This is a genomic window from Acrocarpospora macrocephala (genome assembly GCF_009687865.1).
Classification (GTDB): Bacteria; Actinomycetota; Actinomycetes; order Streptosporangiales; family Streptosporangiaceae; genus Acrocarpospora; species Acrocarpospora macrocephala.
Genome location: NZ_BLAE01000045.1, coordinates 1 through 25,464 on the forward strand (window position 1 = coordinate 1; position 25,464 = coordinate 25,464).

At 67.8% G+C, this 25,464-nt stretch carries 28 protein-coding genes; 13 read left to right on the forward strand and 15 right to left on the reverse strand.

The window, feature by feature from the left end; genetic code table 11:
• Window positions 1–528: 528 nt before the first annotated feature.
• Together Amac_RS34115 and Amac_RS34120 are read right to left on the reverse strand one after the other, a co-directional pair.
• Complete coding sequence (locus tag Amac_RS34115) at window positions 529–741, reverse strand: DUF397 domain-containing protein (RefSeq protein WP_155358619.1); 213 nt, start codon at window positions 739–741, stop codon at window positions 529–531.
• Window positions 732–1,670, reverse strand: a complete 939-nt coding sequence (locus Amac_RS34120; protein ID WP_155358550.1) for a helix-turn-helix domain-containing protein — start codon at window positions 1,668–1,670, stop codon at window positions 732–734. The genes Amac_RS34115 and Amac_RS34120 overlap by 10 nt, the downstream gene beginning before the upstream one ends.
• 406 nt (window positions 1,671–2,076) lie before the next feature.
• On the opposite strand from Amac_RS34120, the gene Amac_RS53945 reads away from it, so the two are divergent.
• The 9 genes from Amac_RS53945 (at window position 2,077) to Amac_RS34165 (ending at window position 10,240) form a co-directional block, all read left to right on the forward strand.
• Window positions 2,077–2,520: a hypothetical protein gene (locus tag Amac_RS53945; RefSeq protein ID WP_170322801.1), complete on the forward strand. Its 444-nt coding sequence runs from the start codon at window positions 2,077–2,079 to the stop codon at window positions 2,518–2,520.
• A gap of 387 nt (window positions 2,521–2,907) precedes the next feature.
• Window positions 2,908–3,942 (forward strand): MBL fold metallo-hydrolase, encoded by a 1,035-nt coding sequence (locus tag Amac_RS34130; RefSeq protein ID WP_307729789.1) that lies wholly within the window; start codon window positions 2,908–2,910, stop codon window positions 3,940–3,942.
• 13 nt (window positions 3,943–3,955) lie between these two features.
• Entirely contained in the window at window positions 3,956–4,645 is a 690-nt protein-coding gene (locus Amac_RS34135; protein WP_281356375.1) for a FadR/GntR family transcriptional regulator, read from the forward strand.
• A 46-nt stretch (window positions 4,646–4,691) separates the two neighbouring features.
• Window positions 4,692–5,375 (forward strand): response regulator transcription factor, encoded by a 684-nt coding sequence (locus tag Amac_RS34140; RefSeq protein WP_155358552.1) that lies wholly within the window; start codon window positions 4,692–4,694, stop codon window positions 5,373–5,375.
• A complete protein-coding gene (locus Amac_RS34145) occupies window positions 5,372–6,772 on the forward strand; it encodes a sensor histidine kinase (protein WP_155358553.1) in 1,401 nt (466 codons plus the stop codon). Before Amac_RS34140 ends, Amac_RS34145 begins: the two co-directional genes overlap by 4 nt.
• A 45-nt stretch (window positions 6,773–6,817) precedes the next feature.
• Window positions 6,818–7,312 (forward strand): hypothetical protein, encoded by a 495-nt coding sequence (locus tag Amac_RS34150; protein ID WP_155358554.1) that lies wholly within the window; start codon window positions 6,818–6,820, stop codon window positions 7,310–7,312.
• On the forward strand, window positions 7,312–8,373 hold the full coding sequence (locus Amac_RS34155; protein WP_155358555.1) for a peptidoglycan-binding domain-containing protein: 1,062 nt from the start codon (window positions 7,312–7,314) through the stop codon (window positions 8,371–8,373). Before Amac_RS34150 ends, Amac_RS34155 begins: the two co-directional genes overlap by 1 nt.
• A complete protein-coding gene (locus Amac_RS34160; protein WP_155358556.1) occupies window positions 8,370–9,050 on the forward strand; it encodes an ABC transporter ATP-binding protein in 681 nt (226 codons plus the stop codon). The genes Amac_RS34155 and Amac_RS34160 overlap by 4 nt, the downstream gene beginning before the upstream one ends.
• Before the next feature lie 17 nt (window positions 9,051–9,067).
• Complete coding sequence (locus tag Amac_RS34165; protein ID WP_155358621.1) at window positions 9,068–10,240, forward strand: ABC transporter permease; 1,173 nt, start codon at window positions 9,068–9,070, stop codon at window positions 10,238–10,240.
• Here Amac_RS34165 and Amac_RS34170 read toward each other — a convergent pair.
• Window positions 10,237–10,977, reverse strand: coding sequence for an SAM-dependent methyltransferase (locus Amac_RS34170; protein WP_155358557.1), 741 nt, complete (start codon window positions 10,975–10,977; stop codon window positions 10,237–10,239). The two genes, Amac_RS34165 and Amac_RS34170, sit on opposite strands and share 4 nt — an antisense overlap.
• 92 nt (window positions 10,978–11,069) lie before the next feature.
• Between Amac_RS34170 and Amac_RS34175 the strand changes: the two genes are divergently transcribed.
• Entirely contained in the window at window positions 11,070–11,462 is a 393-nt protein-coding gene (locus Amac_RS34175) for a dihydrofolate reductase family protein (RefSeq protein WP_218041456.1), read from the forward strand.
• Here the strand turns inward: Amac_RS34175 and Amac_RS34180 are convergent.
• A complete protein-coding gene (locus tag Amac_RS34180) occupies window positions 11,431–11,880 on the reverse strand; it encodes a carboxymuconolactone decarboxylase family protein (RefSeq protein WP_246268901.1) in 450 nt (149 codons plus the stop codon). The genes Amac_RS34175 and Amac_RS34180 overlap by 32 nt on opposite strands.
• A gap of 85 nt (window positions 11,881–11,965) precedes the next feature.
• Between Amac_RS34180 and Amac_RS34185 the strand changes: the two genes are divergently transcribed.
• Window positions 11,966–12,856 carry a sigma-70 family RNA polymerase sigma factor gene (locus tag Amac_RS34185; RefSeq protein WP_155358559.1) on the forward strand — a complete coding sequence of 297 codons (891 nt, stop codon included), beginning with the start codon at window positions 11,966–11,968 and terminating at the stop codon, window positions 12,854–12,856.
• Between the two features lie 185 nt (window positions 12,857–13,041).
• On the opposite strand, the gene Amac_RS34190 is transcribed toward Amac_RS34185, so the two are convergent.
• From Amac_RS34190 to Amac_RS34225, 8 genes are all read right to left on the reverse strand, one after another.
• Window positions 13,042–14,226 carry a C40 family peptidase gene (locus tag Amac_RS34190; protein WP_155358560.1) on the reverse strand — a complete coding sequence of 395 codons (1,185 nt, stop codon included), beginning with the start codon at window positions 14,224–14,226 and terminating at the stop codon, window positions 13,042–13,044.
• A 148-nt stretch (window positions 14,227–14,374) separates the two neighbouring features.
• Window positions 14,375–14,563, reverse strand: a complete 189-nt coding sequence (locus tag Amac_RS58425) for a LacI family DNA-binding transcriptional regulator (RefSeq protein ID WP_425544309.1) — start codon at window positions 14,561–14,563, stop codon at window positions 14,375–14,377.
• A 318-nt stretch (window positions 14,564–14,881) separates the two neighbouring features.
• Window positions 14,882–15,664 (reverse strand): amidohydrolase family protein, encoded by a 783-nt coding sequence (locus Amac_RS34200; RefSeq protein ID WP_246268903.1) that lies wholly within the window; start codon window positions 15,662–15,664, stop codon window positions 14,882–14,884.
• Between the two features lie 46 nt (window positions 15,665–15,710).
• Window positions 15,711–16,628, reverse strand: coding sequence for an aldo/keto reductase (locus Amac_RS34205; protein WP_246268905.1), 918 nt, complete (start codon window positions 16,626–16,628; stop codon window positions 15,711–15,713).
• Window positions 16,629–16,695: 67 nt separating this feature from the next.
• Complete coding sequence (locus tag Amac_RS34210) at window positions 16,696–17,001, reverse strand: L-rhamnose mutarotase (RefSeq protein ID WP_155345271.1); 306 nt, start codon at window positions 16,999–17,001, stop codon at window positions 16,696–16,698.
• 142 nt (window positions 17,002–17,143) lie between these two features.
• Complete coding sequence (locus Amac_RS34215) at window positions 17,144–17,890, reverse strand: SDR family NAD(P)-dependent oxidoreductase (RefSeq protein ID WP_155358564.1); 747 nt, start codon at window positions 17,888–17,890, stop codon at window positions 17,144–17,146.
• Entirely contained in the window at window positions 17,887–19,197 is a 1,311-nt protein-coding gene (locus tag Amac_RS34220; protein WP_246268907.1) for an L-fuconate dehydratase, read from the reverse strand. Before Amac_RS34220 ends, Amac_RS34215 begins: the two co-directional genes overlap by 4 nt.
• Complete coding sequence (locus Amac_RS34225) at window positions 19,194–20,000, reverse strand: fumarylacetoacetate hydrolase family protein (RefSeq protein WP_444978808.1); 807 nt, start codon at window positions 19,998–20,000, stop codon at window positions 19,194–19,196. Before Amac_RS34225 ends, Amac_RS34220 begins: the two co-directional genes overlap by 4 nt.
• Window positions 20,001–20,250: 250 nt before the next feature.
• On the opposite strand from Amac_RS34225, the gene Amac_RS34230 reads away from it, so the two are divergent.
• Window positions 20,251–21,453: a cytochrome P450 gene (locus Amac_RS34230; protein WP_155358566.1), complete on the forward strand. Its 1,203-nt coding sequence runs from the start codon at window positions 20,251–20,253 to the stop codon at window positions 21,451–21,453.
• On the opposite strand, the gene Amac_RS34235 is transcribed toward Amac_RS34230, so the two are convergent.
• From Amac_RS34235 to gmd, 3 genes are all read right to left on the reverse strand, one after another.
• Window positions 21,450–22,361, reverse strand: a complete 912-nt coding sequence (locus Amac_RS34235; RefSeq protein WP_155358567.1) for a hypothetical protein — start codon at window positions 22,359–22,361, stop codon at window positions 21,450–21,452. The two genes, Amac_RS34230 and Amac_RS34235, sit on opposite strands and share 4 nt — an antisense overlap.
• On the reverse strand, window positions 22,361–22,912 hold the full coding sequence (locus Amac_RS34240; RefSeq protein ID WP_155358568.1) for an RNA polymerase sigma factor: 552 nt from the start codon (window positions 22,910–22,912) through the stop codon (window positions 22,361–22,363). Before Amac_RS34240 ends, Amac_RS34235 begins: the two co-directional genes overlap by 1 nt.
• An 81-nt stretch (window positions 22,913–22,993) precedes the next feature.
• Window positions 22,994–23,998, reverse strand: coding sequence for a GDP-mannose 4,6-dehydratase (gene gmd, locus Amac_RS34245; RefSeq protein ID WP_425544308.1), 1,005 nt, complete (start codon window positions 23,996–23,998; stop codon window positions 22,994–22,996).
• 229 nt (window positions 23,999–24,227) lie between these two features.
• Between gmd and Amac_RS34250 the strand changes: the two genes are divergently transcribed.
• Complete coding sequence (locus Amac_RS34250) at window positions 24,228–25,457, forward strand: glycosyltransferase family 4 protein (protein WP_174900257.1); 1,230 nt, start codon at window positions 24,228–24,230, stop codon at window positions 25,455–25,457.
• Window positions 25,458–25,464: the final 7 nt, after the last annotated feature.

The window sequence follows — 25,464 nt, forward strand, 5'->3', positions numbered from 1 at the left end:
AAGGCTGGGCCGACGGCGGTACCACCGACCTGGACCTCCTCGCCCCCGCCTGCACCTGGCACAACCGCGACAAAGCAACCCACCCCGACCGCTACCGCACCCGCCGCAACCACGACGGCACCTGGACCCTCCTCTACCACGGCAAGAGGAACCGCTTCGCCGGACGGTTCCGGCGCTGAACCGGACCGGCACGAGAGCGCCACCCACCCAGGCCGGGAACCCAGGATCGTGGGAGTTCTCCGATCCTGAGACAGCGCGTGAAGGGCCGATCCTGGCCGCCATGCGTAGCCACGCGATCGGTGCGCCACCATGCGTGGCTACGCGATCGGCGTTCTACGCCTGCTGAACTTCACCAACATCGCCGAAGGTACCCGCTGGGCACGCGACGACTTCCACAACCCGCTCATCGCCCTCGGCCTCACAGGGCGAGAATTCCTTCGGCCCTGGGGCGGCCTGTTCTTGGAACGCGTTTGCTCCAAAGAAAGCCCCTGGCTGTTCTGGCCAAGGGCTCACCGTTTCGATGCGCTGTCAGAAGTCGAATTCTCCGGCCTTCGCGCCGCTCACGAACGCGCTCCACACGCTCGCGGAGACGACGAAAGGCTCCTGCCCTGGAGCTTCGGTGTCACGCATAGCCACACGACCACCGGACAGAGGCGCGACCTCAATGCAGTCGCCGCCATTGCCCGAGGAGAACGACGCCTTACGCCAAGCGGCGTTTGCCAACTCGTCTCTCAGGTCCATCTGTTCACCATTGTTTCTCTGATCAGCTCGACCGACACATGAGCGGGGAGCGCATGGGCACGCACGGCTTCATACCTGTCGTTGACAGCCGCCACATCCGCCGCGTGATCGGAGACATATCCTTTTGCGGGCGAATCGACATACACGGTATCAGGCTGGCTCGGGAGCTGTGCGATCACAAAGGCTCCAGCCAGGCCAGCCGTGGACCCGCTGGCCAGGGGGACCACCTGAATCGTGACGAACGGATGATTCGACATCTCTAACAGATGTTCAAGCTGACGACGCATCACCTCCCTGCCGCCCAGCGGACGCCAGAGCACCGTCTCGTCGATGACTGCCCAGAAGATGGGCGGGATGGAACGATCGAAGATCGTTTGTCGGCTCAGCCGGGCGACGACGAGTTCTTCGCACTTCTCTCTGGCCATTCCTGGCTCACCGCTGTAAGTCGTGCGGATGTACTCCTCCGTCTGCAGCAAGCCGGGAATAAGGGCCGGTTGCCACGTGCGCAGCGTTCGGGCCTCGGCCTCGATCTCCAGCCAGGGGCGGAACCAGCGTGGACTTGATTCCAGGCTGATGCGGGGCCAGAGGCGGAGGAGTTCGCCGTTCAGGCCGAGCACCTCCTCGCAGCGTTCGATGAAGTCGCGCCGGGGAACGCGGTCGCCGCGTTCGATGAAACCGACCAGAGACGCGCTGAAGTTGATCTTTTCGGCTAGTTGTTCTTGGGACCATTTCGCGGCCAGCCGGAATTTTCGCAGTTCGAAGCCGAGGAGGGCGACTGGACCAGCATTTGGGTCCAGCTCTCGGGCGGCGGGCATTCTGCCTCTGTTCTGTGTCTTGGATGCCCGGACGTCGGTCGCACAATGATCGTACAAACCTGTCCGATTTACGTGGCTGCCGATGTTCTTCGCATCAAAGCTGATTAACGGCACGCTAATCGCAGTTAGTCAAGAACCACGAAGACAGGTCCTACAACCCCCACCCAAAATCGCACGACTAAAAGGGCGAACCGGAAATAACAGCACTCGAACTCATCACCCCACGCAGGACACCGCCCGGCCGCCCGGGTGATCGGCCACGATCACGCCCGGCCAAGGCGTCGGCCCGGACTTCCACCGCCTCAATCACGTCGGCCGGACTTCCACCGCCTCGATCGTGATCGCGTGGGCGCGGACTTCCACCGCCTCGATCGCGTGGGCCCGGACTTCCACCGCCTCGGCCTCGCCGATGCGATCGAGGCGGGCCCTTTCCGGAATGGGAGTTCAGCGTCCAGTCGGCTCACCGAGACCACACGACCGCGGAACGACCGCGACCGCAGAACAAGAAGGAGCAGCCACCATGACCATGCTGGACAGGTTCATCCCCGAGGGCACGATTTGGCAGGACATCACGCCCCCCTACGTCCAGGACGACGAGTGCATCTACGTGGCGGCGATCCCAGGCGGTATAGCCATCCGCCGCTCCCCCGAACCAACCAGCCCCAAGACCATATTCAGGTTCGCCCCAGACCTATGCCGTCCCATAGGGGTCAAACCAGACCTCGACTTTGACGACCTGGACGATGACGACCTGGACGATGACGACCTGGACGACCTGGACGAGGTGGACGAGGTGGACGAGGTGGACGAGGTGGACGAGGTGGACGAGGAGGACGAGGAGGACGAGGAGGACGAGGAGGACGAGGAGGACGAGGAGGACGAGGAGGACGAGGAGGACGAGGAGGACGAGGACGAGGTGGATCGCGGATTCTTGGATCTCGGGGAGGCGCCGAGGACGAGCTGAAAGTCAGCGCCCTCGTCGAGACCGCCCCAACGCATACGGCGGGTCGCAGCTCTGGGCCAGGTCGTGGAGGATCAGCGAACCGCCCTCCGGATTGACTCCGGCGAGGCCGCCGATCAGGAGGAAACGCCCGTTCCTGGAGAAGGTCAGCGCGGCGGCGCCCTGGACCCAAACAGCGAGGTGAGCCAACCCGCTGGCGCCGAAAGCCTCGGTTGGGCTCCGGGAACTCAGTTGGGCTCCGGGAACTCAGTTGGGCTCCTGAAACTCAAGGGCCATGATGGGGAGTCGATTGTTTGATCGGTAGACTCGGCGTACCAAGCGCTTGATTCGCTTGCGTAGGGCTTATTCGGGGGGCGGCTCGGCCGTGGACCCTGGGAGTGGACGGCTAGCGTGAGTGAGAGCGGCGTCAGGTCACGGCGGCGGGCGTACATCGAGCAGCGGCCGATGGATGTCGGCGGGGGCGTGTGGAGCGTGCCGGTGCCGATTCCGGGGAATCCGCTCGGGTACACGCTGGTGTATGCGGTCGAGTCGCCGGGTGGGCCGGTGTTGATCGACGCGGGGTGGAATCATCCGGATGCCTGGCTGGCTCTGACGGAGGGGCTGGCCAGTGTGGGGATGGATGTCGCGGATGTGCGCGGTGTGGTGGTGACGCATTACCACCCGGACCATTCAGGCTTGGCCGGTCAGGTTCGCGAAAGCTCCGGCGCCTGGATCGCGATGCACGAAGCCGATATCGCCTTAGTGCGACTGTTCCGGGACGTCGTCAAGGATGGCAACCACAAGGACTTTCAGGCCGACATGTTGCGCCGTGCCGGAGCCGATAGCCACGAAGTAGCCGAGGGCGTCGCGAACCGCCCCGAACCTCCCGCGCTTCCCGACCTGTCGCTGAGCGACGGCGACCTGATCGACCTCCCGGGCCGCCGCCTGCGTACCATCTGGACGCCGGGCCACTCCCCCGGCCACATCTGCCTGCACCTCGAAGACACCGACCGCCTCTTCACCGGCGACCACGTCCTCCCCGACATCACCCCCCATATCGGCATATATCCCTACGACCGCAACGACGTCGACCCCCTCGGCGACTTCATGACGTCGCTGCTGCGCGTCACCGAACTCGGCCCGATCGAGGCGCTCCCCGCCCACGAGATCCGATTCCCCGACGTCTCCGCCCGGGCCGCCGAGATCCACACCCACCACGAGGAGAAGCTCCAGAGCCTGCAGACCCTCCTGGCCGAAACCCCCGAACCCCTCACCATCTGGGAGGTCGCCGCCCGGATGACCTGGAACCGCCCCTGGGACCAGCTGCCGCCGATGCTGCGCGGCATGGCCGCCGGAGAAGCCGCCGCCCACCTGCGCACCCTCGAAGTCCGGGATGTGATCGAACGCACAGCAGATGAGCCGGTCCGGTTCGTCATACACTCATAGACATCGGATGTCTATGGGTGGGGTGCGTAGCGTGGCGGTTACCGACGCGGCGATCGACAGAATCAAAGATATGATCATCACGGGCGAGCTGGCTCCCGGAGACCGGCTCCCCAAGGAGGCCGACCTGGCCGAGCGGCTGGGCCTGTCCCGCAACTCCCTCCGCGAGGCCGTCCGCGCCCTCGCCCTGATCAACGTCCTGGATGTACGGCAAGGCGACGGCACCTACGTCACCAGCCTGGAACCCCGCCTCCTGCTCGACGCTCTCTCCTTCGTCGTCGACTTCCACCGCGACGACACCGTCCTGCAGTTCTTCCAGGTCCGCCGCATCCTCGAACCCGCCGCCACCGCCATGGCCGCCACCACGATGTCCGACACCGACATCGCGGAACTCCGCAAGATCCTCGACGCCCTCCCCGCCAACCCCAGCATCGAACAACTGGTCGCCAACGACCTGGAGTTCCACCAGCGCATCGCCGAGGGCTCCGGCAACGCCGTCCTCTGCTCCCTCATCGAGAGCCTCTCCGGCCCCACCACCCGAGCCCGAGTATGGCGCGGCCTGACCCAGGAGAACGCCCCCAGCAAGACCCTCGACCAGCATTACGCCATCTACGAGGCCATCGCCGCCCGCCAGCCGGAGATAGCCCAGGCCTGGGCCACCGTCCACATCGCCGGCGTCGAAGAATGGCTCCGCCAAGCCCTCTGACCGGCTCCCAGCCGGCGTTGAGCTTGCCGGGGTAGAAGCTGGGGATATGGACCCCACGAGCAAGGTTCTGGTCGTCGACGACGAGCCGAACATCTGCGCGCTGCTGTCGCAGACCCTGCGGCTGACCGGTTTCGAGGTCTGCGCCGCAGGGACGGGCGGGGCGGCCCTGGTGTCTGCCGAGCGGTTCCGGCCCGACCTCATCGTGCTCGACGTCATGCTCCCCGACCTCGACGGGTTCGAGGTGGCGCGGCGGCTGACCGATCGGGTGCCGGTGCTGTTCCTCACCGCCCGCGACACGGTTGAGGACCGGGTCAAGGGGCTGCTGATCGGCGCGGACGACTACGTGACCAAGCCGTTCAGCCTGGAGGAGGTGGTGCTGCGGATCCGCGCGATCCTGCGGCGGGCGCGAGCCGTACCGGCCCGGGAGAGTCAGGCGCTGCGCTACGCGGACCTGGAGCTGGATCCGGGCGCGCACGAGGTGCGGCGCGGCGGCGTGCCGGTCGACCTGTCGCCGACCGAGTTCAACCTGCTCGCATACCTGCTGACGAACGCGGGCCAGGTGCTGAGCAAGGCGCAGATCCTGGACAACGTGTGGCACTACGACTTCGACGGCGACGCGAGCATCGTGGAGTCGTATGTCTACTACCTGCGCAAGAAGATCGACCGGTGGGATCCGCCGCTGATCCACACGGTCCGCGGCGTCGGCTACACCCTGCGGCTCCCGCGATGAGAAAGCCCGGATTGTGGACGTTGCGCACCCGGCTGGTGCTGGCGATCCTCGCGCTGACCTCGGCCGGGCTGGTGCTGGCCGACGTCGTGGGCGCCGCGCTGCTCCGCGGCTACCTGGTGGACCGGCTGGACCAGCAGCTGACCACGAGCGCGACCGCCCTCGCGCGCGTGTCGACGGCGTTCGACTACTCCAGCCTCCAGCTGCCGACCGAGGTGATCGCCAAGCGGCTGGCCATCGACAATCGTTTCTACGTCTACGCGCCCGACGGTTCCCTGGCGTCCCTGATGAGTCCGGAATCCGGCGATCCTCAGCTGCCGCCCTTCACCGAGCTGGTGGCCCGTGGCGGCCAGGAGTTCGACGTCCCCTCGGCCACCGGGCCGTGGCGGGTGGCCGTCCAGACCGTTCCGAACGGCGGTGTCGCGGTGGTCGCCGGCTCGCTCCGCCCGATCCTGGACACCGAGTCGAAGCTGAACGTCATCCAGGTGCTGGTCACCGCGGCGGTGCTGCTCCTGCTCGGCGCGGCCGCCGCCGCCGTGGTACGGCTCGGCCTGCGCCCGCTCACCCGCATGGAGCACACGGCGGCGCGGATCGCGGGCGGCGACTTCGCCCACCGGGCGCCCGGGCCCGACCCGCACACCGAGCCGGGCCGCCTGGCCCTGGCGATGAACGTCATGCTCGACCGGGTCGAGCGGGAGATCGCCGCGCGCAGCGCGTCCGAGGTGCGGCTGCGCCAGTTCCTCGCGGACGCCTCGCACGAGCTGCGCACCCCGCTGACGTCGGTCCGCGGCTTCGCCGAGCTGTACCGGCACGGCGGCTCGCCGCCAGGTCCCGAGCTGGACGAGTCGATGCGCCGGATCGAGGAGGAGGCCACCCGGATGGGGGTGCTGGTCCAGGATCTGCTGACGCTGGCCGCGCTGGACCAGGAGCGTCCGCTGGACCGGCGGCCGGTCGACCTGCTGGAGATCGCGGCGGACACGATCAGGGACGCCCGGGTCAGGGTTCCGGAGCGCAGGATCCGGCTCATGCCGTACGGGGAGGGTCCGCTCCGGCCGGTGATCGTGCCCGGGGACGACGCCCGGCTCCGCCAGGTGCTGACCAACCTGGTGGGCAACGCCCTGACCCACACGCCGGCCGAGGCCGAGATCACGGTCCGGGTCGGGGTCTCCCCAACGCAGGGAGTGGTCGAGGTGGCCGACACCGGCCCCGGGATCCCAGCCGAGGACGCGCCGTACATCTTCGAGCGGCTCTACCGGGCGGGCCGGAGCCGGTCGCGCGCGGACGGCGGCGCCGGGCTCGGCCTGGCGATCGTGGCCGCCATCATCCGCGCGCATGGCGGCCGGGTGGAACTCGGTGACGAGCCCGGCGGCGCGACGTTCCGGATCCTGCTGCCTCGTTGAGGTGGCTCCGAGCCCGCTCCGAGGCAGCCGCGCCAGCATCCGGGCATGAGAATTCATCGAACCGGCCTGGCCGTCGGCCTCCTGATCGGCCTGCTCGCCGGGTGCGGCCAGTCGCCCGCGAACACCGGAGTCGCGTCCCTCAAGGACGGCGCCACCCCCGGCGCCAGCGCGTCCGCGTCGGCCTCGGCCGATCCTCGCGCGTTCGCGCAGTGCATGCGGGACAACGGCGTGGACATGCCCGATCCCGGCCCGGACGGCACCTTCGGCGAGCTGCCCAAGACCACCGGCAACGTCGAGAAGGCGCTACAGGCCTGCCGATCGCTCGCGCCCGCAGGCGACATCGACCCGACGGATCCTGAAGTCCAGGAGGCGTTGCGCCAGTTCGCGGGGTGCATGCGCGCGAACGGCGTGGACATGCCCGACCCCGACCCGGCGTCCGGGCGAATCGCCATGGAAGGGCTCAACCGGAGCGACCCCAAGGTGCTGAAGGCCTTCGACGCCTGTCGCGACAAGCTCTCCCCCCTGACCGGAGGAAAGTGATGATCGATCAGGAGGTCGCGGTCGAGGCTCCGGCTCGGCACCGGCGGCGCGGGCGGACCGCGCTCGCGGTCGGCGGCGCCACCGCGGTGCTCGCCGCCGCGGTCGTGGCCGCCGTCGGGGTCGGCGGCGGGGACGAGCCCGCGGTCACCCGTACGCCCCCGGCCACCGCCAGGGTCGAGCGAACCACGCTCAACGCGACCGAGACCGTCGCCGGGTCCCTCGGCTTCGGCGACCCCACGACCGTCCGCGCCGCCGGGCAGGGCACGATCACCTGGCTGCCCGAGGAGGGCAAGACGATCAAACGGGGCCGGGCCGTCTACAGCGTGGACAACGACAAGGTGCCTCTGTTGTACGGCACGCTGCCCCTCTACCGCACGCTGTCCAGCGGCGTGGAAGGCCGAGACGTCGAGGAACTGGAGAAGAACCTCAAAGCCCTCGGCTATGACGGGTTCACCGTGGACCGGACCTTCACGTCGGCCACGGCGAACGCGGTCGAGGAGTGGCAGGACGACCTCGGCGTTCCCGTCACCGGCCGGGTCAGCCCCGGCGACGTCGTGCTCGCACGGGCAGCCATCCGGGTGGCCGACGTGACGTCCGTGGCCGGTTCTCCCGCCAGCGGGCCCGTCCTCGCGTACACGGGGACCCGGCAGCAGGTCGACGTGGACCTGGACGTGGCCGACGCCGACCTGGTGAGGAAGGGCGTCGCGGCCACGGTCGAGCTGCCCAGCGGTGCGACCGTCGAGGGGAAGGTGACCAGCGTCGGGAAGGTCGCCACGACGAGCACCGGCCAGAACCCGGTCACCACGATCCGCGTGGTGGTCCAGCCGGCCAAGCGGCTGTCCGCGTACGACAAGGCGCCCGTGGACGTGACGATCGTGTCCAGGACCCGGGCGGACGTGCTCGCGGTCCCGGTGAACGCGCTGGTCGCGCTGGCTGAGGGCGGCTATGCCGTACAGGCGGTGGACGGCTCTTACCTGCCGGTCGAGACGGGCCTGTTCGCGGACGGGCAGGTCGAGGTCACCGGGGTCGCCGAGGGCGCCGCCGTGGTGGTGCCGCGATGATCGAGCTGGCGAACGTGAGCAAGCGCTACAACGGCCAGGTGACCGCGCTGCGCGGGGCGTCCCTGACGATCGGGGCGGGCGAGCTGGCCGCGATCGTGGGCCCTTCCGGCTCGGGCAAGTCGACGCTGCTCCATCTCATCGGCACGCTCGACCGCCCGTCCGGCGGGACCGTGCGGATCGCCGGGCACGACGTGGCCGCGCTGACCGACCGCGAGCTGTCGGCGGTGCGGGCCCGCGCGATCGGCTTCGTCTTCCAGCAGTTCCACCTGGCCGCGGGTGTGCCGGTGCTGGACAACGTGGCGGACGGGCTGCTGTACGCGGGGGTGCCGCTGGGCGCGCGGCGACGGCGGGCCGAGCTCGCGCTGCGGCAGGTGGGCATGGGGCACCGCCTCGGCCACCGGCCGCACCAGCTGTCCGGCGGCGAGCGGCAGCGGGTGGCGATCGCCCGCGCCGTCGTCGGAAACCCGGCGGTCGTGCTGGCCGACGAGCCCACGGGCAACCTCGACTCCGCCTCAGGAGCCGCGGTGCTGGCCCTGCTCCGGGAGCTCAACGCGGGCGGCACCACGGTCCTGGTCATCACCCACGACCGCGACCTCGCCGCCGCGCTCCCCCGCCAGATCGAGCTCCTGGACGGCCGGGTCGTACGGGACTCCGCGCTGGAGGTGAGCACGTGGTGACCTATCGGCCCGCGCGGATGAGCCCGCGGGACGTGGTGCGGGTGGGCGGAGCAGGACTGCGGTCGCGCCCGCTGCGCGTCTTCCTGTCGGCTTTGGGCATCGCCATCGGGATCGCGGCCATGCTTTCCGTGGTCGGCATCTCGGCGTCCAGCCAGGAGGACCTCAACCGCCGGCTGGCCGCCCTCGGCACCAACCTGCTGACGGTCGCGCCCGGGCAGTCCCTGTTCGGCGACCACTCGCACCTGCCGGCCGACGCCGAGCGGATGATCGCCCGGATCGGGCCGGTGACGGCGGTGACCGCGATCGGGACCACGCCCGCCAAGGTGTACAGGAATGACCGGATCCCGGTGGCGGAGAGCGGCAGCATCGCGGTCACCGCGACCCGGCTGGACCTGCTCGGCAAGGTGAGCGCGACGGTCGCGGCCGGCGCGTGGCTGAACGCGGCGACCGAACGCTACCCGGCCGTGGTCCTCGGCGCGACGGCGGCCGACCGGCTCGGCGTCTACCAGCCCGGCCCCGCGCAGCGGGTGTGGCTGGGCGGGGAGTGGTTCACGGTCGTCGGGGTGCTGGCTCCCGCGCCGCTCGCGCCCGAGCTGGACACCGCCGCGCTGGTCGGCTGGCCCGTCGCCGAGGAACGGCTCGGCTTCGACGGATATCCCACGACGGTGTACACCCGGGCCGAGGAGTCCCAGGTCGTGGCCGTGCAAGGGGTGCTGGCGGGGACCGCCAACCCGGAGAACCCGCAGGAGGTCAAGGTTTCGCGGCCGTCGGACGCGCTGGCCGCCAAGCAGGCCACCGACGCGACGCTCAACGCGCTGCTGCTCGGCCTCGGCGGGGTGGCGCTGCTGGTCGGCGGGGTCGGGGTGGCCAACACCATGGTCATCTCGGTCCTGGAGCGGCGGGCGGAGATCGGCCTGCGCCGGTCGCTCGGGGCCACCCGGGGGCAGATCCGGCTGCAGTTCCTGGCCGAGTCGCTGCTGCTTTCGCTGCTCGGCGGCGTCGGCGGGGTGCTGCTCGGCATCGGGGTGACCGGGGCGTACGCGACCTATCAGAGCTGGCCCGCCATCGTGCCCGCCTGGGCGATGATCGGCGGCGTGGTGGCGACGCTGGTCATCGGCGGGCTCGCCGGTTTCTACCCCGCCGTCCGGGCCGCCCGGATGCCCCCCACGGAGGCCCTTGCGACTCCCTAGGTTCGCTGGAGTAGGAGGGTGACGAAGCCGAGGACGCCCCGGTAACCGTTGAGCCACATGTCGCGGTGGGTGAGGGCCGCTGCGCGGGCGTCGGCGGCGTCCGGGCCGGGGTGTTCGTTGGCCCAGCGAAGGAGGGATCCCGTCCAGGACCACTCGTAGTCATCCCATTCGGACAGGTCGCTGGTGTACGCGTAGACCGTGTCGAAGCCGGCGGATTCGGCGGCGGCGACGGTGCCGGGCAGGTCCAGGTACTCCGACGGGTCGGTGCCCAGGCGGGTGAGCGCCTCCGGCGTCGGTTCGCGTTCCCAGAAGCCTTCGCCGACCAGCGCGAGCCCGTTCGGGCGCAGGTAGCGGCGGACGTGCTCGACGGTCGGGAGAAGGCCGCCGAACGCGTGCGTCGCGCCGACGCAGAGCACCAGGTCGTACTGCTCGGCCACCGGGAAGTCGGCGGCCGGCTTGTTGTGCAGGCGGATCCGCTCCCAGACACCCTGCATTTCGGCCATACGCTCGGCCGCCTTGAGCCCTTCGGCGGAGATGTCCACGCCGTCGGCGGTCGCGTCGTGATACATCGCCAGCGCCCGCAGCGCCCAGGCCCCCTCGCCGCAGCCGAGGTCGAGAATCCTCGCGCCTTCGGGCAACCGGGCCCGGCGGAGCAGCCGGGTCACCTGCGCGCCGGAGACCGGCGCGGCGATGGGATGGTCACGATGAGCGAGATGGCTGATGAGCTGGCGATCCATGGGGTCCAACTCTGTCCTATCTCCCGCAGCGCGCACCAGCCGTTTAAGACCTACCGGTATCGCCATCGCAAGCAGATCGCAGGAAGCAGCGAGTGAGCGACACCGAACCGCAGACCGCGAGCGGAAAGGTGCTCTGGCACTTCACGATGTCACTGGACGGATTCGTGGCGGGGCCCAACCACGAGATGGACTGGATGATGACCGGAATCTCTGCCCGTCCGGGCCTGATCGACGAGTACGTCAAGACCACGGGCGCCGTGCTGGGGGGGTCGAGACGGTTGGACGTCTCGGGCGACAGCCGCCCGTACGGCGGCTCCTGGGACGGACCGATCTTCGTGCTCACTCATCACCCCGAGGATGCGACGCTCGCCGTCCGGCCTGAGCACGTGCAGGTAACTGGGTTGGCGTCAGGCCCCTGCGGAGCGGATGTTGCGGTAGCGGGTTTGTTGTGGTTCATCCCCAGGTGGTGCCCGCCGGTTCCTTGATGGCGGTGTTGATACGGTTGAAGAAGTTGGCGGTGGCGATCCAGAGGATCAGAGCCGCGCGCTGCGGCTCGTCGTAGTGGCCGCTTAGGCGCTCCCACAGCTCGTCCGGCACGGCCTCGCCGGTGCGGTCGCTGAGCCGGGTCATCGTCTCAGCCAGTTCGAGTGCCGTACGCTCCGCTTCCGAGAAGTACGGTGCCTCCCGCCAGGCCGCCACCGCCCACAGCCGCTCGTCGCTCATCCCGGCCTTCCTCGCGGAAATCCCGCCCGCGTACACGCAGGCGCTGCAGCCGTTGATCTGGCTGGCCCGCAGGTGCACCAGCTCCAGAGTCTCCTCCGGCACTCCTCCCTTGGATTTGGCCTTGACGAGCCCTTGGATGGCCGTCATCACGCCAGGGAGGGCCATCGCCGGGTTGCTCATCCGTGCTTCCATAATTCCTCCAGGTCACACCGGGTTGTTTCGGTTCGTCATCGGTATGACGGGACTTAACGGGAGGATGTGACCGATGGATGAGAACGAGTTCCTGGCGGACCGGTTCGAGGCTCACCGCGGGCGGCTCAAGGCGGTGGCCTACCGGATGCTTGGTTCGCTGAGCGAGGCCGACGATGCCGTACAGGAGGCCTGGATCCGGCTCAGCCGTACCGACACCACCCAGGTGGAAAACCTGGCCGGCTGGCTGACCACGGTGACCGGGCGGGTCTGCCTGGACATGCTCCGATCTCGTGCCTCCCGGCGTGAGGATCCCCTGGAGGAGCACCTGCCGGACCCGGTCATCAGCCCCGCCGACGGGATCGAGCCCGAGCATGAGGCACTGCTGGCCGACTCGGTGGGTCTGGCCCTACTGGTCGTCCTGGAGTCCCTGGCACCCGCGGAGCGGCTGGCGTTCGTCCTGCACGACATGTTCGCGGTCCCCTTCGATGAGATCGCACCCATGGTGGGGCGGACCCCCGCCGCCGCCCGACAACTCGCCAGTCGTGCCCGGCGGAGGGTGCAGCGTTCAGCGCCCACCCCCGACCTCGACCTGACCCGCCAGCGCCAGGTCGTGGACGCCTTCCTGGCCGCCTCACGCGGCGGCGACTTCGACGCCCTCGTCGCCGTCCTGGACCCGGATGTGGTCCTACGGGTCGACACGCCAGGCGGCCTGCGGGTCGTCCGGGGCGCGCCGGACGTGGCCAGCCAGTCGCTCCTCTTCAGTCGCTCCACCAGCACCGCACAATCCACCTTGGCCGCGCTACCCGCCCTGGTAAACGGCACCGCCGGCGTCATCGGCACCATCAACGGCCAACCGATTTCAGTCATGAGCTTCACCATCCTCGACGCCAGAATCGCGGGCATCGACATCCTCGCCGACCCCACTCGCGTGGCCAGCCTGGACCTGACCGCACTGGAAATCTGACACCGTCCCATCAATTGAATACCGCGCTTGAATGCCGCAACTGGCTGATCGATCTGTCCGTGGATTGCCCACGACCATAGCTCGGGGCCCATCTGATCCGGCCGGGGTGGCCGGATCAGATGAATCCAGTGCCCCATGGAGCGAGCGGATCGAGGCCGGGGCACTTCCTTAGCTACTGTCGCTGTTTACTTCTTGGGTGTGGGTGCTTTGGGAGTGGGACGAGTGGCGCCTTGGAAGGTGGACATGTAGTGCTTTGAGTTGAGGACGTTTGCTTTGCGGACTACGTCGCCGGTTTTGGGGGCGTGGATCATTGTGCCTTTGCCGATGTACATGCCGACGTGGGCGGGGTGGGCGCGGGTGCCGCCGAAGAACATGAGGTCGCCTGGGCGAAGGTCTTTGATGGCGACGGGGTGGCCCTGGCGGATTTGAGTGCCGGTGTAGTGGGCCAGGTCTGCTCCGGCTTTGGCCCAGGCGGCCATCACCAAGCCTGAGCAGTCGAAGCCGACTCGGGCGGCTCCTCTGCCGATTCCCCGGCTGGGGCCCTTGTCGTTCCCGCCGCCCCAGGTATAGGGCGTGCCCAGCCAGCTTTTGACCGCCGCAACAGCGATCTCCCCAGGCTTCTGGTCGTGCGCAGGTTGGGGCTTGGTGGCAGGCTTTGGGCTGTTCGCGGGTCTCGGGCCGGGTTCGGATTCTTTGGCAGTCCCGGGCCTTTCTCTGTTTCCCCGCTTCTCGCCGATCCCCAGATTTTCGCCGCTCCCCCGGTTTTTCCCGGTCCCCTGATTTCTCCTGGTCTCCCGATTTTCCCCGGTCCACGGCTTTTTGCTGGTCCCCAGATTTTCTCCAGTCCCGGACTTTCCACCGATCTTGAGCTCTTCGCCAGTCTTAGGCCTTTCGCGAGGCTTGGGATTCCAACTGATCTTGGGATTCCAGGTGGTTATTGGTGCCTCGCTGGGCGTGGAGTTCCAACCGGTTATTGGGTCTCCGCTGGGCGTGGAATTCTCCCTGGTGGGGTGGAGCGGGGGTTGGAAATGGTTTGGTGGGAGGGTTTCGTTGCGAGGTGGGCATGAGGGGCGGCGGGTGGGCAGGTGTGGTGGAGTGGGAGTATCTCGATCATCGGTGTGAGGTAGGAAGCGGGTAATGAATGTGTTCCACCAGTATTCCTGTTGTGCTACCCAGTCTTCCCAGTGTTCTTCCCAGGTGGACAGATCTTCGAAGTGGTCGCGATCGTTGGTGAATACGTTTGGTGCGACCCAAGATCGATCGGGGTAAGGCCGGACGACGGCACAGGGACGTCGGGGAATGTCGGCCAATGCGGGTCCGGCGAAGGCGACGCCGGTGATTGCGGATGCGGCGAGCAGCGCTGGTAGCACGGGCTCCTCCTAGGCTCGAAGGGAAATCGAGCCCAATGGTGGAGCGAGTAGGCACCGCCCAATTGACCGAGTGGGATTCTGTGGATAACACTGGAAGGAGGATTCGGTCAATTGCCCGATGATGACGAGGTGGCCAGTTCAGCGGGTCTTAATAAAGATCCAGAGCGCCGGACGACTTATCCACAGGCGAGTAACGCATCATCACCAAGAGGGTGTGGTGCTCATCCACAGGCGCATGACACATCAGCTCCTCGACGGCGCGCAGCACCCGCTCCCGAGTCTTGGCGGCGACCGGCCCCGTGCCGCGCAACGCCCGGGACACGGTGGCGATGGACACGCCGGCCCGTAGAGGTGCGGTACTCATCCGCAGGGGCGGGGCGCATCATCACAGGAGGTGCGGCACTCATCCGCAGGGGCGGGGCGCATCTGGCGGTATTCATGACGCCGGCCGCTGGCACTTCGCAGTCCGCAGGCTTCCGTCTCCGTGACAAGTGTTGATTTGGTCGGCTCACCCGACGCGGCCTGGCGCGTGCCGCATCGTGACGGCGTGCAAAGCGCCACGAGTGTGCGCGCTTATCCATAGGGCGTGACGCATCATCGCCACGAGCGTGCGGAGCTTATCCACAGGGTGTCATGTGTTGTTGCGGCCGGGTGGTTACATGGGCTGGAGGCCGTACACGGATTCGGCGGTGGATTTGAAGATCTGGTTGTGGGTGGTGGGGGTGAGGGATTGGGCGAGGGTGGTGACTTGGGAGTAGGTGGCGGCTAGTTCGCAGACGGGCCAGTCGGAGCCGAACATGACGCGGGAAGGGCCGAAGGAATTGAGGATGTGGTCGGTGTAGGGGGTTAGGTCGGCGGGTTTCCAGTTTGTCCAGGAGGCTTCGGTGACCAGGCCGGAGAGTTTGCAGGTGATGTGGGGGAGTTTGGCGAGGGTGGCTATTGAGTCCGACCAGGGGGTTAGTTCGCCGGTGGCGATGGGGGGTTTGGCGGCGTGGTCGAGGACGAAGCGGAGGTCGGGGAGGGTGGCGGCGACCTCGTGGGCGATCGGGAGTTGGGGGGTGAGGACGAGGAGGTCGTAGACGAGGTCGGCGGCGGCTACCGCGAGGAGGCCGCGGCGGACGTCGGGGCGGGCGAACCAGTGGGGGTCGGGTTCGTCCTGGATCTGGTGGCGGATGCCGACGAGGAGGTCGCCGCCGGGGAGGGTGCGGAGGCGGGCGAGTTGGTCGGAGACGTCGGGGGCGGTGAGGTCGACCCAGCCGACGACGCCGCGGATGAGGCCGTCGGAGGCGGCGGCGAGGGCGAGGAACTCCTCGGTCTCGGAGATGTCGCTGACCGTCTGGACCAGGACGGTTCCGGTTACTCCGGCTGCCGACGTCTCTCGGCGCAAGTCGTCCAACCCGTACGGCCGGCGCAACGGCGCCAGTGCTTCACCCGCCATCCACCCATATGTCCGGCGAGACGGATCCCAAAGATGATGATGACTGTCAATCATGTTCAACCTCCGCCAAGTCATCCCAGAGAGCCTCGGGAATGGACGAAGCCGCCAAAGCCATGTTCTGCCGTACCTCATCCGCTGACCGCATGCCCAGGACGACCGAGGAGATCGCCGGATGCCGCAGAGGGAACGCGAGCGCTGCCTGAGGCAGCGTGACGCCGTGCTTCTCGCAGATGCGCGCGAGGCGGCGGACCCGGTCGAGCAGTTCGGGGGACGCGGGGACGTAGTTGTAGGTGCCCCTCAGGTCGTGCGTGGCGAGTATGCCGCTGTTGAACACGCCCGCGGCCACCACCGAAACGCCGCGTTCCAGGCAGAGCGGCAGCAACTCGGCCGCCGCCGACTGGTCGAGCAAGGTGTAGCGCCCGGCCAGCATGATCGTGTCCACGTCGGTTTCCCGGACGAAGTCGGCGAGCATCGGCCACTGGTTCATCCCGACACCGACGGATTTGATCACGCCTTGCGCGCGGAGGTCGGCCAGTGCCGGGAACGCCTCCCCGACGGCTTCCTTCCAGTGGTGATCGGGATCGTGGATGAGCGCGATGTCGATCGAATCCAGGCCGAGCCGTTCGAGCGACTCGGTCAGCGACCTCCGGACCCCGTCAGCGGAGAAATCCCACATACGGGTGTGCGTGGCGGGAACGTCGAAACCCTGGTCGTCGCGCCCGATCCCATCCGCGGGCACCAGCAGGCGGCCCACCTTCGTGGACAGCGTGAACTCGGAGCGGGGGCGATGCCGGAGTGCCTCGCCGATACGGCGCTCCGACAGGCCGAGACCGTAGTGGGGCGCGGTGTCGTAGAGCCGGATCCCGGTTTCCCATGCCGCGTCCACCGCGGCGCGCGCCGTCTCGTCGGTCAGCGCGGTGAACAAGTTCCCGATCGGCGCGCAGCCCAAGCCGTACCGCGTCACGTCAAGCACCTACTCACGTCGAACCCCTATCACGATGGTGGCCGGATCCCGCGGGTGCTCAAGGAGGTCATGACATCTCCCAGACCTTGCGGAGGCCGCCGTCGTCAGGGTCGAAGTCGCCGTCCAGGAGCCGGTTCATCTGGGCCTGCCACGCCTGATTGACCGTGCTGTCGCGGAGCTTCGCCTGGAGTATGGCGTAATCGTCCACCTCCACGTAGTGGAAAATCTCCCGCCCGCTCCGCCAGATCCGCCAGGAATGTACGCCGAAGGCACGCAGCTCGGCCTCAAGCTCGGGCGGAATGCTCGCATGCTCCCGGTCGTAGATCTCCTCGCAGCCGGGCTTGAGCCGCGTACGCAACGCGATTCTCTGCATCTTTCACCTCTTCGGCCACAACCAGAGCAAACCTTCGCCCACGTCCGGCCGCAGCCGAAGCAAGCACGTGGACGCCTTCATCCCTTCAGCCGGAACCGAAGCGAGCCCTCGCCCACCTCCGAAACGTGCCTTTGGACATCCCTCACTCCTTCGGCCGGAGCCGGAGGCCTTGCATACCCCCGTCTACGGCGAGGGCCGTTCCCGTGGTCGCGGAGGCGAGGGGGCTGGCCAGGTAGGCGATGGCGTGGGCGACCTCGTCGGCGCTGACCAGACGGCCCAGCGGCTGGCGGGCGTTGAGCGCGGCCCGCTCGGCGTCCGGGTCGACGGCGGCGTCGAGCAGGCGGCCGACCCAGGGGGTGTCCGCTGTGCCGGGATTGACGCAGTTGACGCGGATGCCTTCGTGGACGTGGTCGGCGGCCATCGCCAGCGTGAGCGAGAGCACCGCCCCCTTGGTCGCGCTGTAGAGCGCCCGCTGCGGCAGCCCCGCCGTGGCCGCGATCGAGCAGGTGTTGACGATCGCCGCGTGCGCCGACTCCCGCAGGTACGGCAACGCCGCCCGGGCCACCCGCACCATCCCGACAACATTGACATCCAGGACACGCAGCCACTCGTCATCGGGGTTGTCGGCGATCGTGCCGGCCGCCCCGATTCCGGCGTTGTTGATAACGATGTCCAGGCCGCCGAACTGCTCCGCGGCCGCGGCGACAGCCGTACGGACCGAAAAATCGTCGGTGACGTCGGCTTTGACCCCGAAGAACGGATCGCCAGGCGGGTTGACGTCCAGGCAGGCGACCCGGGCGCCGCGGGCGGCCAGCAGGGTCGCGGTGGCCAGGCCGATGCCGGATCCGCCGCCGGTGACCAGCGCCTTGAGGCCGTCGAACTCACTCATGAGGACCTCCAAACCGGCCCGTCGGGATAGGAATAGGCCGCGATCGACTCCGGATGCATCGTGGCGCTGAACCCGGGCGCCGTGGGAGCCCGGTATCTGCCGTGGTCGATGACCACCGGGTCGGCGAAGTGCTCGTGCAGGTGGTCGACGTATTCGATGACCCGATCCTGCATGGACCCGCTCACCGCGACGAAGTCGAAGAACGACAGGTGCTGCACGAGCTCGCAGAGGCCGACGCCGCCGGCGTGCGGGCAGACCGGAATGCCGAATTTGGCGGCCAGCAGCAGGATCGCGATGTTCTCGTTGACCCCGGCCACCCGGGCCGCGTCCAGCTGCAGGTAGGAGATCGCACGCGCCTGGAGCAGCTGCTTGAAGACCACCCGGTTCTGCACATGCTCACCGGTGGCGACCGGAATCGGGGCGATGGCCCGCGCGATCGTGGCGTGCCCGAGCACATCGTCCGGACTTGTCGGCTCCTCCACCCACCACGGCTGGTACGGCGCGAGCGCGTCCACCCACCGCACCGCCGTCGTGGTGTCCCACCGCTGGTTGGCGTCGATGGCGATCGGGAATCCGTCGCCGCAGACCTCCCGTGCGATCCGCATGCGCCGGATGTCGTCGTCCAGATCCGCGCCGACTTTCAGCTTGATCTGCGAGAACCCATCCTGAATTGCCTGCACGCAGAGCCGCCGCAACTTGTCATCGTCATACCCCAGCCAGCCAGGAGACGTCGTATATGCCGGATACCCGCGCTCCAACGCCTGAGCGATCCGCTCCTGCCGCCCGGGCTCGGCCCGGCGCAGGATCTCCAGCGCCTCCTCCGGCGTGAGCTCGTCGGTGAGATAACGGAAGTCGACAAGATCGACGATCTCCTCAGGCGACATTTCGGACAGCACCCGCCAGAGGGGTTTGCCCTCCCGCTTGGCCCGCAGATCCCAGAGCGCGTTGACGACCGCGGAGATCGCCATATGCATGACGCCCTTCTCCGGACCGAGCCACCGCAACTGCGAGTCGTGCGCCATTTCCCGATAAATCGCGCCAAGGTCGCTGACATCCCGCCCCAGCACGTACGGCTCAAGCGCCCGAATCGCAGCGGTCTGGATGTCGTTCCCCCGCCCGATGGTGAAGGCGAACCCGTGACCTTCGTACTCCCCGTCGCCAAGGATCACGTACGCGGCCGAGTAGTCCGGGTCGGGATTCATCGCGTCGGAGCCGTCGAGCTCCAACGAGGTGGGAAATCTGATGTCGTGCGTCTCAAAGGTCTGGATGGTCAGAGTGGACGGCAGGAGTGGTGCGGGCTGGATCACGCCTGACCCACCGTCTGCCGCTGCCGCCCGAGTCCGTCGATCTCCAGCTCCATGACATCGCCCTCACGCAAGTACGGAAGTCCGCCGAGCGCCACGCCCGCCGGGGTGCCGGTGTTGACCACGTCACCGGGGTCGAGCACCATGAACCAGCTCAAATACCGCACGATCTCGGCCACCTCGAAGATCATGTTCTTGGTGTCGCCGTCCTGCCGGGGCTGCCCGTTCACCCACAGCCGCAGGCCGAGCCGCTGCGGGTCGGAGATCTCATCGGCCGTGACCAGCCAGGGCCCGAGCGGGTTGAACGTCTCGCAGGACTTGCCCTTGTCCCACTGCCCGCCGCGCTCAAGCTGGAACTCACGCTCGGAGACATCGTTGGAGATCGCGTACCCGGCGACGCATTCCAGCGCCGCCTCGTGCGACTCCAGGTATCGCGCGGTCCGGCCGATGATGACGGCCAGTTCGATCTCCCAGTCGGTCTTCGTGCTGGCCCTGGGGATCAGAACCTCGTCAAAAGGTCCGACGACTGTGTTGCTGGCCTTCATGAAGACGACAGGCTCTGCGGGCACCTGGGCGCCGGATTCCTCGGCATGGTCCCGATAGTTGAGACCGATACACACGACCTTTCCCGGCCGGGCGATCGGCGCTCCGATCCGCAGACCATCCCCGTCGAGCTCGGGAAGGGCACCTTCGGCCACCGCCGTCCGAATTCGGCTGATCCCATCGGAAGCGAAGAAGGCACCGTCGAGATCCCCTCCATCTAGAAGATCCCCCAGGTCGAGCAGGCGTCCGTCGTCCGCCAGCACGGCGGGTCTCTCCCCGCCCCTGTCACCTACTCGAACCAGTCTCACAACGTCCCCTATACATCCGATGTTTTCACGAGAAAGACTGCCGGGCGACGGTCCGATGTGTCAATACGGTCCCAACATAAGACATCCGATGATCTTTTGGGCGCTATGCTGGCCTGCCTTGACGTTGCCCACAGCTCGTAATAGAACACGTTTCAGTAAACAGAAACCAAGCGCTGGTCCTCTTCGGCAAACTCGGGTGATTCGCATGCACATCGACCTCGTCAATCAGGACCAGTACGCCCGCGACGGCGTCCCCCACGACCAGCTGCGCTGGTTACGGGAGAACGCCCCGGTCTACTGGCACCAGGGCGACCCCGTACGCGACTGGCCCGGTTTCTGGGCCCTCACCAAACACGCCGACGTCGTGCACGTATCCCGCAACAGCAACCTGTTCTCCTCAGCCCGGCGGCTCGCACTGTTCAACGAGACCCCGGACGAGACGCTGGAACTCCAGCGGATGATGATGCTCAACCAGGACCCGCCGGAGCACACCCGCCGCCGCTCCCTGGTCAACCGCGGTTTCACCCCGCGCGCCATCGCCAAGCTCGAGGAGCGCATCCGGGAGATCTGCCACCAGCTGCTGGACGAGGCCGAGGGCAGGTCCGATGTCGACTTCGTCCGCGACATCTCGGCGCCGCTGCCGCTCTACGTGATCTGCGAGCTGCTGGGCGCGCCCGTCGAGGACCGCGACAAGATCTTCGAATGGTCCAACCGGATGATCGGTTCCGAGGACCCCGACTACGCCGACAGCCCCGAAGAGGGCACCGCCGCCGCTCTCGAGGTCTACTCGTACGCCAACGAGCTCGCCGCCGCGCGGCGCGAGCAGCCCCAGGACGACATCGTCACCAAACTCCTCCAGCCCGACGACAGCGGCGAGACCCTGGCCGTGGACGAGTTCGACCTGTTCGTCCTCCTGCTTGTCGTGGCGGGCAACGAGACGACCCGCAACGCGGCCTCCGGCGGCATGCTCACCTTCTTCGAGCACCCGGACGAATGGCGCAAACTCCTCAAAGACCCGGCGCTGGCCCGCCCGGCCTCCGACGAGATCGTGCGCTGGGTCTCCCCCGTCAACCTCTTCCGTCGTACGGCCACCACCGACATGGAACTGCGCGGCCAGCGGATCGCCGAGAACGACAAGGTCGTCGTCTTCTACTCGGGCGCCAACCGGGACCCCGAGATCTTCGCTGACCCGGAGACGTTCGACATCACCCGTGATCCCAACCCGCAGATCGGCTTCGGGGGCGGCGGCGCGCACTTCTGCCTCGGCAACCATCTGGCCAAGATGGAACTCCGGGTGCTCTTCGAGATCCTCGCCGACCGCGCGCCGAAGATCCAGCAGTCCGGCGAGGCCACCCGCCTGCGCAGCTACTTCATCAACGGCATCAAGACCCTGCCGGTCACCCTCTAACCGGCGGGGCAACCTTCGTTCATCCCGAGTCCGGGAGGCATCGCATACGGCGTCGCACCAACGAAGAGGTACGGTCTCCCCCCTCGAGTTATGGCGCCATTGTGGACATACCAGTCATCGGGGGCCGATTGGCGGATGTCCATGGCCTTCTCCTTGAAGGTGTAGACGAACTCCGGCTCTATCGTCACACCCTGTACCAGGAGCATGTTCCGGATCTCCGGGACGGGCTTGTTGTAGTAGTCGATGCAGTGGAAGGGCTCGCCGGCCGCTTCAAGTGGCCTGACGTCGCTTTGCACCATCTGTATCCGCTCCCCGCGACGGGCTTCCCGGCCTAGCAGGATTCTCGCCTTGTGCGGATAGCCGACGGGAATCTTCAGGCCGATCGGGCAGCCGGCCCAGCGTCCGCAGAAGCCGGGTTTCTCGACGGTCCCGATGCCGCCGTCCGAGAAGGACAGCTTTCCCGCGCGTTGCAGGTCCTCGTTGACGACGATGACGGCGTCCACATCCTCGGGGGCGGCGGGCAGGAGCGTGAGCGTGATGTCCAGGCCACGCGCGGCGAGCTCGGACCGGTACACGTCCGGATCCGCGAAGATGTCCCGCACCGTGACGATATAGAAGTTTCCCGCGGGTCTGATGTCCAGAGCCGAAGCCGGGGTCGGGCCGACGCCGAGGACGGCCGGGAAGACCCAGCCCAGCACGACCGTCGCCACGGCCAGCACGGCGACGACCGGCACGGCGAACCACCGGCGCGGCCACACGACGGCCACGAACCACCACCGTGAGCGAGCCGGTATCGGCTCCGCGGTGATCTCCTCGAACAGCTCCCGGGCGAGCGGCGTCAGGCCAGGACCGGGATCGGGGGCGATGGCGGCGACCAACCGGTGGACGGTGCGGTCGGCGTCGTTCATCAGCTCTTTCCTTTCGTGAGTGCGATCACACGCGGGGACAGGTCAAGACCGGCGGCGCGTAACTCCACAGCCAGGCGTCTCCGGGCGCGGTGCAGCCGCAGCCGGGCCGCGCCCCGTGAACAGCCGAGCACCGTCGCGATCTCCTGGGAGCCCAGCTCCTCCCAGGTGGCCAGGGAGAGCACCTCCCGATCGTCGGGATTGAGCTGTTCGAAGGCCGCGCGGACAGTGTCGAGATCGTCCACGCCGGATGGATCCACCGAGTCACCCCAGAGGGCGAGCTGCGCGCTGAGCCGTTCGACGAGCTCGCTGCGGCGGGATTCGGCGCGCCTGCCGTTGGCCAGGACGCGCCGGGCGACGCCGTACAACCACAGGCGGGCTCGCGCCCCGCCGGGAATGTCCGCCACTCGACGCCAGGCGGTGGCGAAGGTCTCCGCCAACGCGTCGGCCGCGTCGTCCGGAGAGCCGGTACGCCGCCGGAGATAAGCAAGAATGTCCGGATAGTGCGCGGTGTAGATCTCCTCGAAGCGCTGCTTGAGGTCAGGGGAAGCCACGCCGCTCCCATTCGTTGGGGGACTCCTTCTCTCCGTACGTGTCGGAGAATGGCGCCCTGTTTCCCCCAACCGGGGAAATTTCTACGGCCAGGAACTGTCCTGGTCGGGATCACCGCCATCGGAGAGCAGGCGGAGATCGGCTTCGACCATCATCGCGACGACCTCCTCGAAGGGCACGGTCGGCTCCCACCCGAGCTGGGTGCGGGCCTTCTTGGGGTCGGCGCAGAGCAGGTCGACCTCGGCGGGCCGGTGCAGGGACTGATCGGCGATGACGTAGTCCTGCCACGTGAGGCCAGCCGCCGTGAAAGCGGCTTCGATGAGCTCGCGCACGGAGTGGGTGCGGCCAGTGCCGATGACGTAGTCCTCGGGCTTGTCGGCGGTGAGCATCATGTGCATGGCCCGCACATAATCGCCCGCGTAACCCCAGTCGCGGCGGGCTTCCAGATTGCCCAGCCGGAGCTCGCCGGCCAGGCCGAGCTTGATACGGGCCACCCCCAGCGAGACCTTGCGGGTCACGAATTCCGCGCCCCGGCGGGGAGATTCATGGTTGAACAGGATGCCGGACACGGCGAACATGCCGTACGACTCGCGATAGTTCTGGGTGAGGAAGTGGCCATATGCCTTGGCCACGCCATAGGGCGAGCGCGGGTGGAACGGGGTTCGCTCGGTCTGCGGAGTCTCCCGTACCTGCCCGAACATCTCGGAGGAGGAAGCCTGGTAGAAGCGGATGGACGAAGCCCCGCTGATGACGCGGATCGCCTCCAGCATGCGGAGCACGCCCATGCCGGTGACCTCAGCGGTCAGTTCGGCCTGTTCCCATGACATGGGGACGAACGAGATCGCGCCCAGGTTGTAGACCTCGTCAGGCCGCACGCGTTCGACGGCGGAGATGAGCGAACCCTGGTCGAGCAGGTCGCCGCGGACGACCTGGACGTCGCCGAGCAGGCGGCGCAGGCGGGAGACGCGGGGGTTCGACTGGCCACGGACGAGACCCCAGACCTCGTATCCCTCCGACAGCAGGTATTCGGCGAGGTAGGACCCGTCCTGACCGGTAATTCCCGTGATCAGCGCACGCTTGGCCAACACGCCCTCCCTCTGCTGATGTTGTACCGAATGTACCGCCCTGCCCCTATCCGAGCGCCATCCCTGGGTAGAACGTGTTCCACCGAACCATGTTCGGCTAGGCTGTTTCCCGTCGTGACAGCGCAAATGTGACAGCAGCGACAAGGTCTCCTTACCTGGCACCCTCTACCGCAAATGGGAGCTAAGGTCATCTTTGTGGTGCCCCGGACCGGGGCCGGAAAGGGGTGCTCCCTTGGCGGAGAGGCTGCGCGTCGCGCTGCTGTCCTATCGCAGCAAGCCCACCTGCGGCGGCCAGGGGGTCTATCTCCGGCACATTAGCCGCGAACTCATCGCCCTGGGCCACCATGTCGAGGTCTTTTCCGGCCAGCCCTACCCGGAACTGGACGAGGGCGTCATCCTCAACAAGATCCCCAGCCTGGACCTGTACAACGACGCCGACCCCTTTCGCACCCCTCCGCTGAAGGAGTTCCGGGACTGGATCGACGTCCTGGAAGTCGCCACCATGTGGACCGCCGGATTCCCCGAGCCGCTCACCTTCAGCATCCGCGCCCACCGCGAGCTCAAGAAGCGGGTCGGCGACTTCGACGTCGTCCAGGACAACCAGACCCTCGGGTACGGCGTGCTCGGCATCCAGAAGCTCTTCCCCGTGGTCGGCACCATCCACCACCCGATCAGCGTGGACCGCCGGATCGAGCTCAAAGCCGCGAAACGGTGGAAGAAGCTCTCCATGCGCCGCTGGTATGGCTTCGTCCGCATGCAGGCGAAGGTCGCCCCCCGCCTGAGCCCGATCCTCACGGTGAGCGAGTCCTCCCTGGCCGACATCCACCGCGACTTCAACGTGCCGCAGGCGAACATGCGCCTGATCCCGCTCGGCGTGGACACCCGCTTCTTCCATCCGCGCCCGCACCTGCCCAAACGGCGCGGCTCGATCGTCGCCGTGGCCAGCGCGGACTCCCCCATGAAGGGAGTCGCCACGCTGCTGCACGCCGTCGCCAAGCTGGCCACCGAGCGGGACGTGAACCTCACCGTGGTGAGCCGCCCCACGCCGGGCGGCTCGACCGAGAAGCTGGTCACCGAGCTGTCGTTGCAGGATCGGGTGCGGTTCGTGCACGGGATCTCCGACACCGAACTGGCCGAGCTGATCGCGACCTCCGAGATCTCGGTGGTGCCCTCCCTGTACGAGGGCTTCTCGTTGCCCGCCGTGGAGCACATGGCCTGCGGCACGCCCCTGGTGGCCTCCCGCACCGGCGCGCTGCCGGAAGTGGTCGGGGACGCCGCCGTACAGGTCGCGCCGGGTGACCCCGAAGAGCTGGCGGCGGTGCTCATGCGGCTGCACGACTCGCCCGAGGAGCGGGCGGCCGTGGGCCAGCGCGGCTACGACCGAGTGATGGAACGGTACGCCTGGCCGGTCGTCGCCCAGCGCACCGTCGAGGCCTACCGCGAGGCCATCTCCGCTCGTTGACACATCA

Excerpts from the sequence above, each read along its gene's own strand:
- Amac_RS34215 (WP_155358564.1), bottom strand. The coding sequence starts at position 17,890 with ATGAGTGAGTTCGACGGCCTCAAGGCGCTGGTCACCGGCGGCGGATCC.
- Amac_RS34150 (WP_155358554.1), top strand. The coding sequence starts at position 6,818 with ATGAGAATTCATCGAACCGGCCTGGCCGTCGGCCTCCTGATCGGCCTG.
- Amac_RS34170 (WP_155358557.1), bottom strand. The coding sequence starts at position 10,977 with ATGGATCGCCAGCTCATCAGCCATCTCGCTCATCGTGACCATCCCATC.
- Amac_RS53945 (WP_170322801.1), top strand. The coding sequence starts at position 2,077 with ATGACCATGCTGGACAGGTTCATCCCCGAGGGCACGATTTGGCAGGAC.
- Amac_RS34230 (WP_155358566.1), top strand. The coding sequence starts at position 20,251 with ATGCACATCGACCTCGTCAATCAGGACCAGTACGCCCGCGACGGCGTC.
- Amac_RS34145 (WP_155358553.1), top strand. The coding sequence starts at position 5,372 with ATGAGAAAGCCCGGATTGTGGACGTTGCGCACCCGGCTGGTGCTGGCG.
- Amac_RS34235 (WP_155358567.1), bottom strand. The coding sequence starts at position 22,361 with ATGAACGACGCCGACCGCACCGTCCACCGGTTGGTCGCCGCCATCGCC.
- Amac_RS34135 (WP_281356375.1), top strand. The coding sequence starts at position 3,956 with ATGGGTGGGGTGCGTAGCGTGGCGGTTACCGACGCGGCGATCGACAGA.
- Amac_RS34140 (WP_155358552.1), top strand. The coding sequence starts at position 4,692 with ATGGACCCCACGAGCAAGGTTCTGGTCGTCGACGACGAGCCGAACATC.
- Amac_RS34185 (WP_155358559.1), top strand. The coding sequence starts at position 11,966 with ATGGATGAGAACGAGTTCCTGGCGGACCGGTTCGAGGCTCACCGCGGG.
- Amac_RS34200 (WP_246268903.1), bottom strand. The coding sequence starts at position 15,664 with ATGGCGGGTGAAGCACTGGCGCCGTTGCGCCGGCCGTACGGGTTGGAC.
- Amac_RS34155 (WP_155358555.1), top strand. The coding sequence starts at position 7,312 with ATGATCGATCAGGAGGTCGCGGTCGAGGCTCCGGCTCGGCACCGGCGG.
- Amac_RS34165 (WP_155358621.1), top strand. The coding sequence starts at position 9,068 with ATGAGCCCGCGGGACGTGGTGCGGGTGGGCGGAGCAGGACTGCGGTCG.
- Amac_RS34115 (WP_155358619.1), bottom strand. The coding sequence starts at position 741 with ATGGACCTGAGAGACGAGTTGGCAAACGCCGCTTGGCGTAAGGCGTCG.
- Amac_RS34180 (WP_246268901.1), bottom strand. The coding sequence starts at position 11,880 with ATGAGCAACCCGGCGATGGCCCTCCCTGGCGTGATGACGGCCATCCAA.
- Amac_RS34210 (WP_155345271.1), bottom strand. The coding sequence starts at position 17,001 with ATGCAGAGAATCGCGTTGCGTACGCGGCTCAAGCCCGGCTGCGAGGAG.
- Amac_RS34160 (WP_155358556.1), top strand. The coding sequence starts at position 8,370 with ATGATCGAGCTGGCGAACGTGAGCAAGCGCTACAACGGCCAGGTGACC.